We start from the raw sequence: 19085 nt of genomic DNA, 5'->3' as shown, positions 1-19085 counted from the left end.
AAGGTATTGACCTTCGACAGTTCACAGAAGCTGGTGCTGGAATGATGCAAAGATATCGAACACTGCTGGTTTTCGTGCTGGGCATGCTGCTATCCGGATTTCAATTTCGGCAGCAAGCCGGCATTCAGATCGTCGAGGCGAAAGCGACACTTAACTTTCCGGAGGAGATCGAATTTACGATCGAACTGGAGAGTGACGTCCTCATCGAAGTCGTGGAATTGGAATACGGTCTCGACGTCAGCAGCTGCGTGACCGACGTCAATCGGGTGATCCCGGATGATTTCCAACCCGGCTACGACGTGAATACGTATTGGGTGTGGAACATGCGCCGGACGGGGTCGCTGCCTCCTGGCGCAAGGTTGTGGTGGCGCTGGCACGTGGTCGACGCAGGCGGGATCGAGCTGAGGACAGAAAAACAGTGGTTGACGTGGATCGATCGTGCGCATGCCTGGAGGACCGTTCAATCCGGAAATGTCTATCTGCATTGGTATGCAGGCGATGAAACCTTCGCCAATCGCCTCCTGGACGCTGCCGTGGAAGCCCAAGACCTTTTGGAGCTCGACATTGGGACACACCTGGATCGGGACGTTAATCTTTATATTTATAAGGATTTTGATGACCTGCGTGACGCCATACTCTTCGAACCAAGCTGGGCGGGCGGCCTGGCCTATTCCGGGTTTGCGATCGTGATCATCGGAATCTCGCCCGACAACCTGGATTGGGGAATCGATACGATCTCCCACGAATTTGCCCACGTGATGGTTGGCAGCGCCGTCGATCACTGCTACAGCAGCATACCCACATGGCTGAATGAAGGTCTGGCGATGTATGCCGAAGGCGGCCTGGACGACTATTCGGAGTACCTACTCAGTGAAGCGATCGATGACGATCAGCTCCTTTCGGTTCGCTCGTTGAGCGACAGTTTCGCCGAGCACACGGAAATAGCCCAGCTGTCCTACGCACAATCGTACAGCCTGGTCGAATTCTTGATCGATGAGTACGGGCAGGGGTCGATGCTGGCGCTCTTGCAAGCCTTTCAGGACGGTTATCGTTACGACACCGCGCTTGAAAAGGTGTACGGCTTCGATGCGGATGGATTGGATCGAGTATGGCGGGAGTCGGTCGGTGCGAGCACGGATTCACTCGATGCGACGGCTCATGAAGCGACGCCGACCGTTTTCCCGACGATCCAACCTTACGTCATCGAATCTTCTTCCGTTCAAACCAGCGGCGAGAAGCCTCCGATCGAAGCCTCTACGCCGGAGACCGGCAGCGAAAATCCTGCAGGGGATGTTTCATCCTTTCCGTGGGGGATCGGATTGGTGATCCTGGGCGTTATTGTTTTGATGGGCATTGTCTGGTGGTTGCAGCGCAGAAGGAATCGGCTGCCCGGTGGAGGAACGCGTGACTGATCGATTCCCACCCAGAATAGTATTCACACTCGCCCTCGTGCTGGCCGGATTCGCCGGGCTGACGTCGTGCAATGCGCGCGACGTTGAAGAAGCGGCCACTTCGTCAACATCGCAGCCGGTCTCCGCATCCACCGCGCCGGTGGACGAGAATCCGGATTTGCCAACGGACTACGAACCGGTTCGATACTTCAACGATGAAGCCATGTTTTCCCTGGAACCGCCCATGAATTGGGAAGTGGATGAGCCGGGAGATGGTTTTGCGTTGAGTTCGATGGTCGATCCTGTCGATGGGGCTCGAATCCTGGTCACCATTCCGGGACCTTCGATCGATCCGGCGAATGCGCTGGATGAAATTCTGGCGGTCTGGCTGGGGGAAGATGCAATCGGAGAAACTACGTTCGAGGACAGCTTCGAGACGGATGCAGGTCCGTCCGGCGGGTTCCGCGCCGGTCGCCTTCGACCGGGATCCGAATCCGGCATAGAGGGCTGGGCCGTCGCCAGAGTCGAGACGAGCGCGGCTGCGTACATGTTTCTCTCCACGTATCCTGAAGAAGATTCGGTTTCGTTCCTGGCGGCCTTTCTTTCGACGCTGAAAAGCTTCCGTCTCGAGCCCGGTATGCCGCGTGACTTTCCCCGCGAGAATGCCCTGGTACTTGCAGGCAGTGAACCGTTGACGCTCGATCCGGCACTCACCCATTTTGGGGGCAGTGGAATGATCGGGGATATTTTCAGCGGCCTCGTCGTTCTCGATCCACAGATGAAGGTGAAACCCGCATTGGCGCAGGGTTGGGACGTCAATGAAGACGGAACGGTGTATACGTTTCACTTGAATCCACGGGCTCGCTTTCACAATGGGCGTCCCGTTACGGCGGACGATGTCCTCTTCAGTTGGGAGCGTGCCGCCCGCCCGGAAACAAATTCGGAGACGGTTTCCCTTTACATGGGAGACATCGTCGGGCTGCTGGATTTTCATGCGGGAGAGGCAGATTCGATCGAAGGCGTCCGCGTCATTGATGCGCACACCCTGGAAGTCCGTGTCGATGGACCGAAGCCCTATTTTTTAGCCAAACTCACCTACCCAGTCTCCTGGGTGGTCGATCGCTATCAAGTCGGTTTCCCGAATTGGGCCAATCACCCGAACGGAACCGGCCCGTTCCGGCACGTACAGCATCTCGAAGAGACGTTCTTCCTTCTCGAGCGCAATCCGTTTTATTCCGCAGAAGCGCCGCATCTGGATTTCGTGGCCTATCTGATTTACGCGGGCTACACCCAGAGTCTGTATCAAACAGGGGAGGTCGATTTCACCGGTCTCACACGCGATCAACTTGAACGCGCCGAAGATCCCCGGGACGGCTTCTACGGCACGGTGATCTCCGAGACGGGTTTATGTACGAGCTACGTGACGTTCAACACCAGCCTGCCTCCGTTCGACGATCCCCTCGTGCGCAAGGCGTTCGTTCTCGCCGTAGATCGCGAGCGTTACGTCGAAGCGCTCACCAACGGAGAAGCGGTTGTGGGACGCGGGCTGCTTCCGCCCGGTATGCCGGGGGTCAGTGAAGACGTCCGACCCCCGATTTACGATCCCGAACTGGCGCGCGATTATCTCGCTGAATCGGATTATTACGCGCCAGGAACAGAACCGCCTGAGATCATTTGGACCCTGGGAAGCTCGAGCGGCTACTATTCCAGTGCGGCGGCATTCCTGGTGGACACATGGAAAGACGTGCTGGATGTCGACATTCAGGTCGAGGGGATCGATTGGCTGAGTTATTACGATCAGGTGGATGCCGGAAATTACGGCCATTTGTTGTTGGAGGGCTGGTGTGCGGATTATCCCGATCCGGAGAATTTCCTGGATGTCCTCTTCCACAGCGCCTCATCACAAAACCATGCATATTATAATGATCCTGAATATGATGGCCTGATCGAAGCGGCGCGGACGGCACAAAATCCGGAGCTTCGGTTAGAATTGTACCGGCAGTCCGAACAATATCTGCTCGATGCGGCACCCATCCTGGTTCTCAGCCATAGTTCACCTTCTTATGGCGTCTGGAAAGCTTACGTGTTTGGCTACGTGCCTTCACCGATCGATGTGCCACAGAACTACATGATCTGGATCGAGCGTTGAACTTGCGGGTGCCCGGATCGTGATATCGAAGCGGATGTGTCTCACGAGGAGCATTCTATGACGTTCCCGACGCTATTGGATGATCGTCAAAGCGAACTCTGGGAAGCCGAGCGCAAACAAATCGAGCAGTTGATCGACTTGCTCCGAGATTGGGAGACGACTCCTGCGGACCTCGAACATTTACAGCAGGCATTGCAGCAGCTGGACGAGTTGTTCCTGCTTGTGGTGGTCGGCGAATTCAACAGCGGAAAGTCGGCCTTGATCAACGCCCTGCTGGGGAAGGCGTACTTGCCCCAGGGTGTCACCCCTACCACGGACCGGATCTATGTCGTGCGCTACGGCGAGGAGGGGGCGCCCGAATTCGTCGCCAAGGACGTGCGCGTGGTGCGCTACCCTGCGGAATTCCTGCGCGAAGTCAACATCGTCGACACGCCGGGGACGAACGCCGTCCTGCGGCATCACGAATCCATCGTGCGGGAATTCATTCCCCGCAGCGATCTGGTGATTTTCGTCACCTCGGCGGACCGCCCATTCACGGAAAGCGAACGGGCTTTTCTGGAGCACATTCAGGAATGGGGCAAGAAGATCGTCGTGGCGATCAACAAGATCGATATCCTCGAAGATCAGCAATCGATCGATGAGGTGCGCGAGTTCGTGCGCGGCGGCGTACAGGAATTGCTGAAACTCTCTCCACACATGTTTTCCTTCTCCGCCCGGCGGGCGCTCGAAAAGGCAGACGGTTCGGATACATCCGGGCGCGCCGCGAAGAGTGACGAGTTCGCCGATTTTCGCAAATACTTGTTGGAGAGTCTCACGCAGACGGACCGCATCCGCTTGAAGCTGCTCAGTCCGCTGGGCGTGGCGCGGAAAATCGGCCGACAGTACGACGAACTGGCGAATTCAAGGCTGGAAATTCTCTCCGAAGACGTACAGGTGTTGGACAAAGTCGAGCGCCATCTCAAGTTGTATGCGGAAGACACCGATGCCGAATACGAGCGTCATTGGCTCAGCATCGATAACAAACTCTTGGAAATGCGATTGCGCGGCGAGGAATTCATCGACGATCGAATGCGGCTTTTGAAGGTTCGCGACATGCTGCGCGGCGGCCGGCTGCGCCAGGATTTCGAAGACGACGTGGTTGGGGAGACGCCGAATCAAATCGCCGCCGACGTGCAGGAGATCGTCGACTGGATGGTCGAGCGCGAGATTCGCCAGTGGCGGTTGATGGCCGAAGAACTGAGCCGCCGGCGCGAGACGGATTCGCTGCGTGCCGCCGCCGAAGAGGCTTCCAGCGGCTTTGCATACAATCGCCGGCAGCTGCTGGACAACATCGGTGTTAAAGCGGATGGCGTGATTAAAAGCTACGACAAGCAAACAGAAGCAGCGAGGCTGGTGACGACGGTGCAGGAATCGATCGCCATGATGGGTCTGGTCGAAGTCGGCGCCGTGGGTCTGGGGATTGTCTTGAATGCGCTTCTCGTGGGCGCAACGGCTGACGCGACGGGCATCATCGCCGCCAGCGTGCTGGGTGTGCTCGGTTTCGCCATCATTCCCTTCCGGCGCGGTCGTGCGAAGAAGGAATTGCGCACGAAGGTCCGTGAACTGCGTGCCAGGCTCGGGACTGTACTGCGGGAGAGTTTCGAACGAGAACTGGAACAATCGATCGGGAGATTGCGGGAGGCGCTCGCACCCTACCGGCGCTTCGTGCTGCACGAGGAGAAGCACTTGAAGGAAATCGATAAAGGCCTCGAAAATGTACTCGGCCAACTCGATGCGCTGGAGAGCGAGATCGAGAACATCAAATGATACAGACGAAAGAATAAGGACGTTCGCCCCAGTTGTCGAGCACAGAATCATCCGTGAAGAAGCTCTATCTCGTCCGGCATTCGAAATCGAGCTGGAAAAATCCCGGTCTATCCGACTTCGAACGTCCCTTGAACAAACGCGGCAAACGCGACGCCCCGTTTATGGGCAAGCTGCTCGCCAAACGGGGTGTGCGGCCGGAGATCATTTTTTCAAGTCCCGCAAAAAGAGCGGTAAATAGTGCTAAAATCATCGCTGAGGAAATCGGGTATCCGCTTGAGGAAATCGTCACGCAGGCGAAAATCTATGACGCAAGTGTCGCGGATTTGCTCGAGGTCGTACATGACTTCGATAGTATCTATCGGGAAGTGATGCTCTTCGGTCATAATCCGGGTATCACCGGACTGGTGAATTACCTCTCCGATTTCGACCTCGACAATATACCCACCAGCGGAGTCGTTTGTATCGAATTCAACGGCACAGCCTGGCACAGGATTTCCCGGCACAGCGGCGCAGTGGTTTTTTTCGAATACCCGAAGAAATACCTGGATTGAAACCAATTGCACCAATAAGTGTTAACTCGATGGGTCGAAAATACGCTGTACTTTTCCACACGAAATGATGCATTACGATGCGTGGCATTTCTGTGAGATTATTTGGAGGTTCGATATATGTCAAAGCAAGATCTGCAATCTGTAGCAAAGGCACTCGTTGCCGAGGGAAAGGGCATCCTCGCGGCTGATGAAAGTACGGGAACGATCAAGAAACGTTTCGACAGCATCAGCGTAGAGTCCACGGAGGAGAACCGCCGTTCGTACCGCGAGATGTTGTTCACCACGGACGGCGCCGCGGATTACATCAGCGGCGTGATCCTTTACGACGAGACCATCCGTCAGAGCACCAAAGACGGCGTCCCGTTCCCTGAAGTATTGTCCAAGCAAGGCACGCTGCCCGGAATCAAGGTGGACACCGGCGCCAAGCCGATGGCCGGCTTTTCGGGAGAACGTGTTACGGAAGGTTTGGACGGTTTGCGCGACCGCCTGGCGGAATACGTCAAGCTGGGCGCCAAGTTCGCAAAATGGCGGGCCGTGATCACCATCGGGGACGGCATTCCGACGGTGGCATGCATGAACGCCAACGCACATGCCCTGGCGCGTTATGCTGCGCTGTGCCAGGAAGCAGGTTTGGTACCCATCGTAGAGCCGGAAGTTCTGATGGACGGCGATCACGACATTGACCGCTGCGAACAGGTTACTACTGAAACGCTGAACCGCGTCTACGATGCCCTGTTTGAAATGAACGTCGAGTTGGAAGGAACGCTGCTGAAACCCAACATGGTCATTTCCGGAAAGGGTGCGACAAAGCAGGCCGGTCCGGAAGAGATCGCCGAAGCAACCGTGCGCACGTTCCTGCGAACCGTCCCGGCCGCCGTACCCGGGATCGTCTTCCTCTCCGGCGGACAAACCGCCGAGCAGGCAACCGAGAATCTGAACGCCATGAACGCCATGGGCAAGTTCCCCTGGGAACTCAGCTTCTCCTACGGCCGTGCGCTGCAGGCGCCGGCGCTGAAAGCCTGGTCCGGAAAAGTGGAAAACGTCCCCGCGGCGCAGAAGGTCTATCATCACCGCGCCAGGATGAACGGCGAGGCGCGCTACGGAAAGTACACGCCGAAGATGGAGAAGGAACTCGCAGTCTGAATTCTGTGCCCGAAAACGAACACAGAACGACTGACCCTCCCGGAAGGCCCCTGCGACCGGGAGGGTTTTGTTTTTAATGTATCGATGGTTTTTCTGGATTAGGGCAGCATCTGCAGGACGGCGTCGCTGCGCGTTTTCGTTTTCGCTTCGAGAAGGGAAGGACGGCCGTTGAGATACGCATCCACCTCGAGCGCGCATTCCCGTCCTTCGCTGATCGCCCACACCACGAGCGATTGGCCTCGGCGCATGTCGCCGGCGGTGAACACGCCTTCGCGTGTCGTGCGGTAGCCGTGCGAAGCACAGTTGCCGCGATCGTCTTTTTCTACACCGAAGTCATCCAGCAATGCATGCTCCGGATGGAGGAATCCCATGGCGAGCAGCGCCAGTTGGGCAGGGAGTTCGTGTTCGCTATTTGGGAGCGCTTCGGGCCGGCCCGAACTCCAGTCTGCTTCCTCTGCCCGGATGCCTCGCAATATTCCCGACTCATCCGTGAGGAATTCCTTCGACATCACCGCCCAGCGCCTTTCGCAGCCCTCGGCTTGTGAAGTCGAAGTAGTAAGCATGCGCGGCCCCGGGTGGGTCGGCCAGGGAGTCTGCAAGGTGCGGGATTCCGGCGGCTTGGGCAAAATTTCGATCTGCGTGACGGAGCGGGCTTTTTGTCGAATGGCAGTTCCAACACAGTCCGACCCGGTGTCTCCGCCGCCGATGACGACAACGTCTTTGTCCGTGGCCAGGACGTCGCTGCCTTCGAGGATCGAATCGCCGGCGATGCGCCGGTTGGCCTGGGTCAGGAAATGCATGGCGAATTCGACCCCCTCCGCATCGCGGCCCGGGATGGGCAGATCGCGGGGTTTCGTCGATCCTCCGGCCAGTACGATGGCGTCGAAATCGGCGATGAGTTGCACTGCGGGTAAATCGACACCCACGTGGGTTCCCGTATGGAAGGTCACACCTTCGTCCATCATGAGTTCGATGCGGCGATCGAGCACAGCCTTGGAGAGTTTGAAATCGGGTATGCCGTATCGCAGCAAGCCACCGATCCGGTCCGCCCGTTCGAAGACCGTGACCTTGTGCCCCGATCGATTGAGTTGATCGGCGGCGGCAAGGCCTGCCGGGCCCGATCCGACGACGGCGACCGTTTTCCCCGTTCGGCTTCGCGGCGGCTGCGGCGCGACCCAATCCTCATTGAACCCGCGTTCGATAATGGCGAGTTCGATGGATTTGATGGCGACCGCCGGTTTGTTGATGCTGAGAACGCAGGCCGACTCGCAGGGTGCCGGGCAGAGACGTCCGGTGAATTCGGGGAAATTGTTGGTGTCCAAAAGCGTCTGCAGCGCCTGCTGCCATTTGCCTCGATACACCTGATCGTTGAAGTCGGGGATGATGTTTCCCAGCGGGCAGCCGTTGTGGCAGAAGGGAACGCCGCAATCCATACAGCGGGCGCCCTGGATTTCATTCTCTTCCTGGGTGAGGGGAATGCTGAACTCGTGCCAGTGACGAATGCGATCTTCGACCGGTTCGTAGGCCGGATTTTTTCTGACGAATTCCTTGAAGCCGGTAACTTTACCCATCTTATACCTCACTCACCGCAGCCATCTCGACGTTGAGCCTGGCGAGGGCACGTTTGTAATCGCGCGGCATCACCTTGATGAATTTCCTCAATTGAACGTCCCAGGTCGCAAGAATGCGTTCCGCACGCTCCGATCCCGTGACTCGGGCGTGTTCCTCAATGAGCGTTTTGAGTTCGGTGATCTCCTGCGGATCGACGATGTCCTCGAGGTCGACCATGCTGGTGTTGATTCGCTGCCGCGCCCGGTCGTCCTCGTCCCAGATGTAGGCGACACCGCCGGACATTCCGGCCGCAAAATTGCGTCCGATCGGCCCCAGGATCACGGCTCGTCCGCCGGTCATGTATTCACATCCATGATCGCCGATGCCCTCGACGACGACGTGTGCGCCCGAATTACGCACGCAGAAGCGTTCGCCGGCCAAACCGAGAATGAAGGCCTTGCCGGAAGTCGCTCCGTAGAACGACACGTTTCCGCAGATCACGTTGTCGTTGGGATTGAAATTTGCGTCTTTCGGCGGGTAGAGAACGGCCGTGCCGCCGGAAAGCCCCTTGCAGAAGTAGTCGTTCGCTTCGCCCTCGATCTCGATGGTCAGGCCCCTGGGGGCGAAAGCCATGAAGGATTGACCGGCCGAACCTACTGCTTTCAGGTGGATTGTGCCTTCGGGAAGTCCTTCCCCGTTGGTGCGGCGGGTGATTTCCTGCCCCAGCAGCGTACCTACGGTGCGGTTCACGTTGCGGATTTCGAAAGTTTCCTCGACCTTTTTACCTGCTTCGATTGCGGGGCTGGAAATTTGAATCAGCTGCTTGTCGAGCGCCTTGTCGAGGCCGTGCTCCTGGGGAACGCAGCAGAACGTCCCGCAGCGGCCGTCCGCCTGCATGAAGTGAAGCAAGCGTGCCAGGTCGAGATGCTTGGCTTTGTAGTGTTTGATGTCCCGTTTGGGGGCGAGTTTATCCACCCGCCCGACCATCTCGTCGACGGTGCGGAAACCGAGACGCGCCATGTGCTCGCGCAGGTCCTCGGCGATGAAGTGGAAGAAGTTGACCACGTGCTCCGGTTCGCCCGTAAACAACTTGCGCAGTTCCTTGTCCTGCGTCGCCACACCCACGGGGCAGGTGTTGAGATGGCACTTGCGCATCATGATGCAGCCCATGGCGATCAGCGCTCCCGTGGCGATGCCCCACTCCTCGGCGCCGAGCAGCGCGGCGATGGCGACGTCCCGGCCCGTGCGCAGGAGGCCATCGGTCTGCAGTACGACGCGGTCACGCAGCAGATTCTGCATGAGGACCTGGTGCGTCTCGGCCACGCCGAGTTCCCAGGGGAGACCGGCGTGTTTGATCGAAGAGAGTGGGGAAGCGCCGGTTCCACCGTCGTGTCCCGAAATCAGAATCACATCGGCGTGCGCTTTGGCGACGCCTGCGGCAATTGTGCCTACACCCACCTCGGCCACGAGCTTCACGTTGATGCGTGCCCGGGGGTTGGAATTCTTTAGATCGTAGATCAGCTGGGCGAGATCCTCGATGGAGTAGATGTCGTGGTGCGGCGGCGGCGAGATCAATTCGACGTACGGCGTCGAATGGCGCACCCGGGCGATATTCTCGTCGACCTTGTGGCCGGGAAGTTGGCCGCCCTCGCCCGGCTTGGCGCCCTGGGCCATCTTGATCTGCAGCTCGTCGGCGTTGACGAGGTAATTGGCCGTGACGCCGAAGCGTCCCGAAGCCACCTGTTTGATGGCGGAGCGCATGCTGTCTCCGTTGGGCAGAGGCTCGTAACGAATGGGATCCTCGCCGCCTTCTCCGGTGTTCGATTTTCCTCCGAGGCGGTTCATGGCGATCGCCAGCGTGGTGTGTGCCTCCCAGGAGATCGACCCGAAGGACATCGCTCCCGTGGAGAAGCGCTTGACGATCGAGTCGACGGGTTCGACTTCCTCGATCGGTATCGGATCGAGGTTCGTGAATTCGAGTAGATGGCGCAAGGTGATCGGCGCATCTCCCGGGTCATCGACGATGCGGGCGTATTCCCGGTAGAGGGCATAGTCGTTGGTTCGGGCGGCGTGCTGCAGCTTGTGAATCATCTCCGGATTGTGCTGGTGACGTTCGCCGCGCAGACGCCATTGGTATTGGCCGCCCAACTCCAGGTCGTCATCGTCGTTCGGATCGAAGTAAGCGGCTTTGTGACGCATGAGAGTCTCGCGTTCGATCGTGGGGATATCGATCCCACCGATGCGCGAGACGGTTCCCGGAAAGTATTCCTCGATGACTTCGTCGGAAAGGCCGACCACCTCGAAGATTTGTGCACCGATGTAGGAGGAAATGGTCGATATTCCCATCTTGGACATGGTCTTGAGCAGACCCTTGCCGATCGCTTTGAGGTAATGATTGCGAGCTTCTTGCTCGGTGAGTTGGTTGGGCAGGAGCTTGCGTAAGCGCATGTCCTCGATCGTCTCGAAAGCGATGTAAGGATTCACCGCGGAGGCGCCGAAGCCCAAAAGACAGGCGAAGTGATGTACTTCGCGTGCTTCTCCGGTTTCGATGACGAGATCGCACTGCGAGCGCAGGCCTTTACGGATCAAATGGTGGTGTACCGCGGAAACGGCGAGCAAGGAAGGAATCGCCGCATGGCCCGAGTCTACCGGCCTGTCGGTGAGAATGATCACCTCGTAGCCGTCGAGCACGTATTCCTCCGCCACGCGCCGCAGTCGATTGAGTGCTCGCTGCATCCGGCCGGGCTCGGCTTTGAAACAGATCGAAATGGTCTTGGCTTGGTAGCTCTGTCGATCGACCCAGCGCAAGCGCTCGAGATCCTCGTTGGTCAGGACGGGATGCGGCAGTTCGATCACGTTGGCGTGCTGCGGTCCGTCCTCCAGAATGTTGCCCTTGCTTCCGACGAACGACACGAGGCTCATCACCAGATCTTCACGAATGGGATCGATAGGCGGGTTGGTCACCTGGGCGAAGAGCTGGTGGAAGTAATCGAACAAATTTCGCGATTTTTTCGAGAGCACCGCCAACGGGGTGTCGTTGCCCATGGAGCCGATGGGCTCCTTGGCGTTCTTGACCATCGGTGCCAGGAGGATGCGCAGATCCTCCAGGGTATATCCGAAGACGCGCTGCCGCGTGCGTACCTTGCGGGATGGGGGCTGCAGGATCTGACGCGGGGGCTCGAGTTCGGCGAGAGGAATCTTGTTCTCCACGAGCCACTGTCTGTAGGGACGTTCGTCGCAGATACGGTCCTTGATTTCGTCATCCGGGATGATGCGCCCTTCTTCGAGGGAGGCGATGAACATCTTCCCCGGCTGAAGTCGTCCTCTCCGGACGATTTTTCCGGCGGGCACATCGAGGGTGCCGGCCTCGGAAGCCATGATGAGCAGGTTGTCATCCGTCAAGCAATAGCGTGAAGGCCGCAGGCCGTTGCGGTCCAGCGTGGCGCCGATGAGCGTGCCGTCGGTGAACGCCACCGATGCGGGACCGTCCCAGGGTTCGATGAGTGCGCCGTGATACTCGTAGAACGCCCTGCGGTTTTCGGGAATCTCCGGATCTTTCTCCCAGGCTTCCGGGATGAGCATCATCATCACGTGTGGAAGGCTGCGGCCTCCCATCATGAGGAACTCGACTGCGTTGTCCAGGCTGCCGGAATCCGAGCTGCCTTCCTGGATGATGGGCCGCATTTTCTGGATTTCGTCCTGGGTGAACAGCGGAGAGGAAATGATCGACTGGCGCGAATTCATCCAGTTGACGTTTCCGCGCAGGGTGTTGATCTCACCGTTGTGCGCCAGCGTACGGAAAGGATGGGCGAGCTTCCAGGTCGGCAGTACGTTCGTCGAGAATCGGCTGTGAATCAAGGCGAGGGCAGACTCGAAGGTGTCGTCGAGCAAATCCGGGTAGTACGCCGTGACTTGATCTGCCGTGAGCATTCCCTTGTAGACGATCGTGCGCGAGGACATCGAACAGAGATAGAATCTCTCCGCCCCACGGACTGTCTCACGTACCATGCGGATGCCATATTTGCGGGCCACGAACAATCGCCGTTCGAATTCATCCTGCGTCCGGCAGGACACAGGGCGGCGGATGATAATTTGATGAATGCTGGGCTCGCCGGATATTGCCGTGGCTCCCAGTGTTGAACTGTCGGTGGGGACCTCGCGCCAGCCAAGCACATCGAGTTCGAGCTCTGCGATGGCGCGCTGGAAGACGTCTTTCACACCCTGGTGGGTTTGATGGTCTTTGGGCAAGAAGCACTGGCCGATGGCGTAATCCCCGGGCTCCGGCAGGCCGATGCCAATCCGTGAACATTCTCGCAGGAAGAAACCGTGAGGGAGCTGGACGAGGATTCCCGCGCCATCGCCGGTTTCTTTTTCCACCCCTCGGGCGCCGCGATGGTCGAGGTTGCGCAGAATTTCGATGCCCTTGCTGACGATCCCGTGCGATTTGGTGTTGGTCAGATCAGCGATGAATCCGACACCACAGGCGTCGTGCTCGAAGCGAGGATCATAGAGGCCATTGAGGTGTATGGACGGTTGCATGCTGATCTCCTTCGATCGGTAGCGGTCATCTCCTGGGCAGTATGGTCTACTCCAGTCTTATACGATCTGCGTGTCGTCACCGACCGGTTTCGGGATAAATAACATCTTATAACACAAAATAGCGAATCTTTCTATATTAATTGAGAATCGCCTGCGCATAGGAGCAGATTGGCTTTGATCTATCTCGATGCCGCGGGGTAGAATGGGGTTGACATTCCGACCGGAAGAAACGTGTCAGGAGGGCCCATGGAGTACGTAGATGCCTCCGTTTCGCAGGGCATTGCCACGCTTACGCTGCGCAGGGGCAAGGTCAATGCACTGCACGAACCGATGGTCGACGAGCTTCAGGAAGCGTTCTTGAGGTTGGAGAGAGACCCGCAAGTAAAGACGGTGATACTGACCGGCGCGGGTAAATTCTTTTCCTTCGGGTTCGACATTCCTGCACTGCTGTCCTACAGACAAGAGGCGTTTAATTCGTTTCTGACCAAATTCACCGATCTCTATTCGAATCTGTACCTTTACCCAAAGCCTACCCTCGCTGCGATCAACGGACATGCGATCGCGGGCGGATGTATGCTTGCGCTGGCGTGCGATTACCGCTTGATGGTGCAGGGCAGGTCGAAGATTTCGTTGAACGAAATAACTTTTGGCGCTTCCATTTTCGCAGGATGTGTGGAAATGCTGCGCGCCTGCGTGGGCCAGCATTATGCGGAACGAATCCTGCTGAGCGGTGATATGTACCTGGCGGACGAGGCCCTCGAAATGCGTCTCATCGATCATATCTCCAGCCGCGATCAATTGCTGCCAGATGCAGAAATCCTGGCTCATGATTTCGCCAGCAAGGACGTCGTCGCCTTTCGGTCCATCAAACGCCTGCTGCGTGGCCCGGTCCTGGATTCGATGCGGGCCAGAGAGGAAGGTTCGATCCAGGAATTTTCGAATATCTGGTATTCCGAAAGCACCTGGAAGAACCTGCAAGAGATCATCATTCGATTCTAGCGCACGATCATTCATGAAACCCGCGGTCGCCGTACCACGTATAGATATCGTGCGATCGCCGGACCGTGCGCTTGGTGGATGTCTTCCTGCGGTAAACGTAAGCAGCAAGAACATACTCTGGAACAAACTGGAGGGCACATGGGGAAGGACAATTCTACCGATCGCTACCGAATCGGACCGGGGACCAAAGTCGATCTCAGCCAGTGGGATCCGCAGGACAAGAGCGCATTCCCGATCGACAAAGATGATGGGCAGGATGAGACTCGCCGGTTGACCGACCGTTTGGAAGAGCTGCAGGAACTTCTCTATGCGCAGGGTGAACACAAGCTTCTCGTCGTGCTCCAGGCGATGGACACCGGAGGCAAAGACGGAGTCATCCGGCACGTTTTCGAGGGCGTGAACCCGCAGGGCGTGAAAGTGGCGAATTTCAAAAAACCCACGGCGCAGGAACTGAGTCACGATTATCTCTGGCGCGTGCATCGACATGTTCCCGGAAAAGGCGAGATCGTTATTTTCAATCGCAGTCATTACGAGGACGTGCTCGTGGTGCGGGTGCACAATTTGGTTCCACAGTCCGTCTGGTCCAGGCGTTTCGATCAAATCAATGCGTTCGAACGTATGCTGGCTGAAGAAGGCACTACGCTGTTGAAATTTTACTTGCACATCGATCTCGACGAACAGAAGCAGCGTCTACAGGCTCGTCTGGACGAAAAACATAAGCGTTGGAAATTCAACCCGGACGATTTGAAGGAGCGCCAGCTCTGGCCGAAGTACATGCAAGCCTATGAAGCCGTGCTGTCGAAAACCAGTACTCCATGGGCGCCGTGGTACGTGATCCCGGCGAATCGAAAATGGTACCGCAACCTGGTCGTCGGTTCGATTATCGTCGAGACACTCGAATCTCTGAAGATGCAATATCCGTCCCCGGATTTCGACGCCGATGAGATCGAGATCGTGTGAGTTACATTCCGATTTGATTGTTTTCGGGAGATTCGAAGACATGAGTTAGGGCTCGTAATAAACTGAGGAGGAGAACATGCAAGATGAAAAGCGAAATCAACCCCATCGTTCATTTTTCTGGCCGCTGCTGCTGATCGGAGTGGGTATCGTTTGGCTGTTGGCGAATATCGGGATCATTGAATCGTTCAGCCTGGCGTTTTTAATCCGTTTGTGGCCGGTCGCTCTGATCGCCATCGGCCTGGATATCATGTTCGGCCGCCGCTTTCCGTTTGTGGGGGCGCTGATCGGTCTCGGAGCGGTGGCGTTCGTGGTCCTGCTGCTGGTGATGGCGCCCGATCTCGATCTGGATTTGGGGCCTGAACTTAAAACACTCAACTTCAGTGAACCTTTGGGCGAGGCTTCTTCCGCACGTATCGATCTGGATTTAACCCACTATCCCACGACGGTCGACACACTGGAGGATTCAAACGCTTTGATCGAGGCAGAATTGGACACTTTGGAGGACGTGTCATTCAGCGTTCACGGCACGAACAACAAGGTCGTCCAACTCGAGCCCCGTGACAGCACCTCCGTTTTTGACTGGGTGGGTACACTCGGGAAAGACGCTACTTGGGAAATTGGCTTGAGCCCAGAAATCCCTGTTGATCTACGCGTCGATGTGGGATCCGGTTCGGCGCGATTGGACCTGGGAGGTATGAACCTGGAGCGCATCGAAATCGATGGCGGCTCGGGAAGCAGCCGTTTGATTCTACCCTCCAGCACGAAGAGCTACGACGTTCGCCTCGATTCTGCATCGGGTTCTTTCACGGTCGAGGTTGCCGAGGGGGCAGACATCGAGGCGAATATCGAGGTCGGTTCCGGTTCGCTTAAGATTTCCCTTGACGGGGATGCCGCAGCTGAATTGAATGTCAACGGTGGATCCGGTAGCACGACGATCGAGGTGCCCGAAGGTGCAGGGGTGCGCCTGGTCGTTCACAACAGTGGGTCGGGGAGCGTACACGTTCCGAATGGATACGCGCTGATCAGCGACGGTGGGGATAACGACGACGACACTGGAACCTGGGAATCCGAGAACTATGCCGATGCCGAACTCCGCATCCAAATAACCTATGACGGTGGATCGGGCAGTTTTACTTTACGTTAGGGTTTGGCTTCCGTGCAGTTTCGTCATGATGAAGGGCTGCCCGTTACGGGCAGCTCTTCGTTTCATTTCGATCCTGCACCGAAGCGGAGCCGAAGGAACGACTTGAAACCTTGCCAGGCCTTGATTATGCTTAAGCCATGATTCAGATCACCAAAGACATTGCGCTCGATGAAGATGAATTGCAGTTCGACTTCGTCCGGGCAGCCGGCCCGGGCGGGCAGAACGTGAATCGAGTCGCCACTGCGGTGCAGCTGCGTTTCGATGTCCGCCGGTCCCCCTCGCTGACCGAGAGCGTGCGCGCACGCTTGATGCGCCTGGCCGGCAACCGGATCAACAAAGACGGTGTCTTGATCATCAACGCGCGCCGCTTTCGTACGCAAACCCGCAACCGTAAAGATGCGATCGACCGCTTGAGCGATCTCGTCCGGCGAGCAGCGCAGCGAGAGAAGCCTCGCAAGAAGACGAGACCCAGCAACGCGGCCAGAGAACGCCGGTTGCAGGAGAAACGCCGCCGTTCGCGAATCAAGAACCTGCGGCGTATACGTCCTACCGACATGGAATGAGATCGGCGCTACGCCGGATTTCATTCCTGCAGCATGACCAGCATCATTTTGAAGCGTTGAAGGGCCTTTACGGCATGCGGGACGTTCGCGGGCAATCGAACGATGTAACCGGCTTCGACTTTGTGTGATTTGGAATCGATGACAACTTGCGCCTGCCCTTCGAAGACATACAGCAGCGCTTCGTGCGGCGTCGTATGTTCGCTCAATTCCTGTCCGGCATCGAAGGCGAACAACGTTATGTTTCCCGTTTCCTTCTTCAGAATCGTCCTGCTGACGATGCCGCCGTCCTGGTATTGAACGGCGTGCGGAAGAGAGATCACTTCCGGGATGTGTCGTCCTTTATCTGCCATCAAACCTCCTATTACCGCGCGATCGACGGCCGGGGAATGAAAGGGTTGGCACGCTCAGGAGGCAGTTTCAAGCAGGAGTTGTTGCGGAGGAAAAATATCGCACCAGTATTCCATCGATCTCTTGCCAAAAAGTCAGCGGATCGATTTTTATTCTTTCTGCCATGAGTTTATCGATCTCCTGAGCGCTGCGTCGTGTTTCCAACAACATTATCATGAAATCGTGGTGTTGTTCCGAGAGGTATCGTGTAAGCCAATAGCCTCGCGTGGTGTGGTAGACGAGCGCCTCTATTTTCATGCGCGAGAGCTGCCGGTACGTCGGGGGCGGAGCTTTGGGTTGGTAATCGCGCAGCAATTCAAGCGTTTCTTTCAGGATCGTCCTCTTCCCCAAATAGCGGTCCACCGTGACCGTGGCGAGGCCTTCATTCAACCACATCGGCAAACGCAGGTGCGCGGAGCAGGCGTGGATGAGTTCGTGGCAGCTGACGTGCTGCAGTTTCAGACGCATGTCTTTCTCTTCGACGAACATACGAACGCCGACGCGCAGATCGCTTTGTTCCAGGATCCGCGGCGGCTTTACGCCGATCACAACTCGCTTACCGAAGCGCTGCGTCCATGCGGCGGCGTAAGGCCACATTCTACGCGCGCGCGGCGCCCAAAGCGGAAACCCAATCCCCAGAAAGATTTTCCACGGCCAGGGCGCGGATCGGAAGAAGAATTTCCACCAGGAAATCATCACGTAAACGTGGCAATCCTGCGGCGGATCGAGTGCCCACATATCTCGAGCTAGCTGAAGCGCTCGCACGCAGGTTTTTTCGATCAGTTCGATCGTCTCTAGCTCCTGCGGATTAGCGGCGATGGTGATTCCACCGATCTTCTTATCAGATTTCATGGACGCATTCTCCTTTTTCGATGCTGATGCGGTGTTGGAGAAATCATATCATCGGTTGTTCTTAATTCTGTGTGTCAATTATCGAGTCGACGGCTGGCTGGACATCATCATTCTGCCAGCGTATACTTCGTGTAATTTCTACTTACAAATGGATGGTCTCCTCCCGTTTTATGGTTGATGTTGAGATTCCACGATCCAGCCAGCATAGGATGATGAATGAACGATGATTTGATTCAGGCTGCCCGGCCGCTTATCGAATTGGCTGTCGCAGAGGATATCGGCCCAGGGGATGCAACGTCTAACGCGGTGATCGACCCCAGCGGATCGTTAAGAGGCTCGATCGTCGCCAAGCAGGCCGGCATCGTCGCAGGCCTGCCCATCGCCCAGGCGGTGTTTACACGCGTGGATGCGGCGCTGAACCTCGAGGCCAACGCACGCGACGGGGCAGCGGTGCTGGAAGGCGGCGTGCTCGCGCAGGTTTCCGGGCCGGGCAGTAAACTGCTGGCGGCGGAGCGAATCGCATTGAACTTTATCCAGCACCTTTCCGGAATCGCGACCTATACACAGAGCTTCGTACGCGCGGTCGAAGGGAGCAAGGCCGTCATCCTCGACACGCGGAAAACACATCCCGGATATCGACTGCTGGAGAAGTACGCTGTGCGTATGGGCGGAGGCCAGAACCACCGCAGCAACCTGCACGAGATGATTTTGATCAAGGATAACCACATCGCTGCCGCCGGGGGAATCTCTGCAGCCGTCGAACGAGCCCGTGCGGCATACCCGCGTTTGCCCATCGAAGTCGAAGTCGAACGAATGGACCAGTTGGGCGAGGCGCTGACTCTCGATGTGGATCGCATCATGCTGGATAACATGAACCCGGCAGAGATGCGCGAGGCCGTTTGCCTGGCGGCGGGGCGTACGCCTTTGGAAGCATCGGGCAACGTGGATTTGGCGTACGTTGCGGAAGTTGCCGCGACGGGTGTGGACTACATCTCGATCGGCGCACTTACGCATTCCGCACCGGCGTTCGACGTGAGTCTGAGGATTTAG

14 protein-coding genes are annotated in these 19085 nt (G+C 57.3%); 10 read left to right on the top strand and 4 right to left on the bottom strand.

Annotated elements, in window-relative coordinates:
* The first annotated feature begins 41 nt into the window (after positions 1-41).
* The 5 genes from P8Z34_02705 to P8Z34_02685 all read left to right on the top strand — a co-directional run bounded on the left by P8Z34_02705 (position 42) and on the right by P8Z34_02685 (position 7040).
* Positions 42-1412 (top strand): peptidase MA family metallohydrolase, encoded by a 1371-nt coding sequence (locus P8Z34_02705; GenBank protein MEJ2549576.1) that lies wholly within the window; start codon positions 42-44, stop codon positions 1410-1412.
* Positions 1405-3540 (top strand): peptide ABC transporter substrate-binding protein, encoded by a 2136-nt coding sequence (locus tag P8Z34_02700; GenBank protein MEJ2549575.1) that lies wholly within the window; start codon positions 1405-1407, stop codon positions 3538-3540. The genes P8Z34_02705 and P8Z34_02700 overlap by 8 nt, the downstream gene beginning before the upstream one ends.
* 57 nt (positions 3541-3597) lie before the next feature.
* The gene (locus tag P8Z34_02695; GenBank protein ID MEJ2549574.1) at positions 3598-5346 is read left to right on the top strand and encodes a dynamin family protein; all 1749 of its coding nucleotides are present in this window, start codon (positions 3598-3600) and stop codon (positions 5344-5346) included.
* 53 nt (positions 5347-5399) lie between these two features.
* The gene (locus P8Z34_02690) at positions 5400-5897 is read left to right on the top strand and encodes a histidine phosphatase family protein (protein MEJ2549573.1); all 498 of its coding nucleotides are present in this window, start codon (positions 5400-5402) and stop codon (positions 5895-5897) included.
* A 117-nt stretch (positions 5898-6014) separates the two neighbouring features.
* Positions 6015-7040 (top strand): fructose-bisphosphate aldolase class I, encoded by a 1026-nt coding sequence (locus tag P8Z34_02685; GenBank protein MEJ2549572.1) that lies wholly within the window; start codon positions 6015-6017, stop codon positions 7038-7040.
* 98 nt (positions 7041-7138) lie between these two features.
* Here the strand turns inward: P8Z34_02685 and P8Z34_02680 are convergent, their stop codons facing one another.
* Both P8Z34_02680 and gltB read right to left on the bottom strand, forming a co-directional pair.
* Positions 7139-8611, bottom strand: coding sequence for a glutamate synthase subunit beta (locus P8Z34_02680; GenBank protein MEJ2549571.1), 1473 nt, complete (start codon positions 8609-8611; stop codon positions 7139-7141).
* A gap of 1 nt (position 8612) precedes the next feature.
* Positions 8613-13130 carry a glutamate synthase large subunit gene (gene gltB / locus P8Z34_02675; GenBank protein ID MEJ2549570.1) on the bottom strand — a complete coding sequence of 1506 codons (4518 nt, stop codon included), beginning with the start codon at positions 13128-13130 and terminating at the stop codon, positions 8613-8615.
* A gap of 246 nt (positions 13131-13376) precedes the next feature.
* Between gltB and P8Z34_02670 the strand changes: the two genes are divergently transcribed.
* The 4 genes from P8Z34_02670 to arfB all read left to right on the top strand — a co-directional run bounded on the left by P8Z34_02670 (position 13377) and on the right by arfB (position 16796).
* Positions 13377-14129 (top strand): enoyl-CoA hydratase/isomerase family protein, encoded by a 753-nt coding sequence (locus P8Z34_02670; GenBank protein ID MEJ2549569.1) that lies wholly within the window; start codon positions 13377-13379, stop codon positions 14127-14129.
* Positions 14130-14267: 138 nt separating this feature from the next.
* A complete protein-coding gene (locus P8Z34_02665; protein ID MEJ2549568.1) occupies positions 14268-15089 on the top strand; it encodes a polyphosphate kinase 2 family protein in 822 nt (273 codons plus the stop codon).
* A gap of 76 nt (positions 15090-15165) precedes the next feature.
* Positions 15166-16233, top strand: a complete 1068-nt coding sequence (locus tag P8Z34_02660; protein MEJ2549567.1) for a DUF5668 domain-containing protein — start codon at positions 15166-15168, stop codon at positions 16231-16233.
* Positions 16234-16370: 137 nt separating this feature from the next.
* Positions 16371-16796: an alternative ribosome rescue aminoacyl-tRNA hydrolase ArfB gene (gene arfB / locus P8Z34_02655; GenBank protein ID MEJ2549566.1), complete on the top strand. Its 426-nt coding sequence runs from the start codon at positions 16371-16373 to the stop codon at positions 16794-16796.
* 20 nt (positions 16797-16816) lie between these two features.
* Here arfB and P8Z34_02650 read toward each other — a convergent pair whose 3' ends face one another.
* Positions 16817-17146 carry a cupin domain-containing protein gene (locus tag P8Z34_02650; GenBank protein ID MEJ2549565.1) on the bottom strand — a complete coding sequence of 110 codons (330 nt, stop codon included), beginning with the start codon at positions 17144-17146 and terminating at the stop codon, positions 16817-16819.
* A 67-nt stretch (positions 17147-17213) separates the two neighbouring features.
* Positions 17214-18035 (bottom strand): hypothetical protein, encoded by an 822-nt coding sequence (locus P8Z34_02645; GenBank protein ID MEJ2549564.1) that lies wholly within the window; start codon positions 18033-18035, stop codon positions 17214-17216.
* 216 nt (positions 18036-18251) lie between these two features.
* Here P8Z34_02645 and nadC point away from each other — a divergent pair, with 216 nt between their 5' ends.
* Entirely contained in the window at positions 18252-19085 is an 834-nt protein-coding gene (nadC, locus tag P8Z34_02640; GenBank protein MEJ2549563.1) for a carboxylating nicotinate-nucleotide diphosphorylase, read from the top strand.

The sequence above is a fragment of the Anaerolineales bacterium genome (assembly GCA_037382465.1).
In the GTDB taxonomy this organism is placed as follows: Bacteria; Chloroflexota; Anaerolineae; order Anaerolineales; family E44-bin32; genus WVZH01.
Note: the sequence above shows the minus strand (reverse complement) of the source record. Positions and strands in the feature narration are given on the sequence as shown.